Origin of the sequence: Streptomyces alkaliphilus (genome assembly GCF_014141535.1) — a bacterium.
Taxonomy (GTDB): Bacteria; Actinomycetota; Actinomycetes; order Streptomycetales; family Streptomycetaceae; genus Streptomyces; species Streptomyces alkaliphilus.
The window spans coordinates 1-559 of sequence record NZ_VKHT01001650.1 but is presented as its reverse complement, the minus strand read 5'-3'; the positions used below and the strand labels follow the sequence as shown (position 1 = coordinate 559).

General features: G+C 80.0%; 1 pseudogene. It reads right to left on the bottom strand.

Annotation, left to right across the window (positions count from 1 at the left end):
- A pseudogene (locus FNQ90_RS26150) lies at positions 1 to 435 on the bottom strand (hypothetical protein); the annotation flags it as partial.
- Between the last annotated feature and the right edge of the window lie 124 nt (positions 436 to 559).

Below are 559 nucleotides of genomic sequence, written 5' to 3'. Positions count from 1 at the left end.
GAGCAGGACGGCGGCGACGGCGTGCGCCAGCGGCAGTCCGACCACGGGCGGGGCGGGGTCGTCGGCGACCGGGGCCTCGTCCTCTTCGGGGGTTACGGCGTCCCGCGCGCCGTCCGTCCGGCCGGGGACGTCCGGGGACCCGAGCGTCACCTCCAGGGGGACGCCGAAGCCGGCGAACGAACCGGGGGTGCCGGTCGGGAGGACCCGGGGCCCGGGTGCGGGCCCACCGATCGTGGTCGGGTCCGCCGGGTCGCTCGCCCCGAGGGGGTGATCGGCGGGTCCGACCACGACGAGCCGATCCGCGTCCACGGCGAGCAGACGGCGCAGGGCGGTGCGGCACGCCTCCCGCAGTTCCTCGGTCTCCCTCGCCGCTCCGGCCGCGAGGGCGGGGACCAACAGGGGCGGACAGGGACATACGGCGGCGGCGGCGAGCATGATCGCAGCCTACCGGGCGGTCGCCGGTTCGCCCGGGGGCCGCGGGCGGGTGCGGTCACCCCGCGCGGGCCCCCGGCGCGGGAGGCGTCGGGCCCGGGGCTCAGCAGGCGGAGCAGCCGGGGGC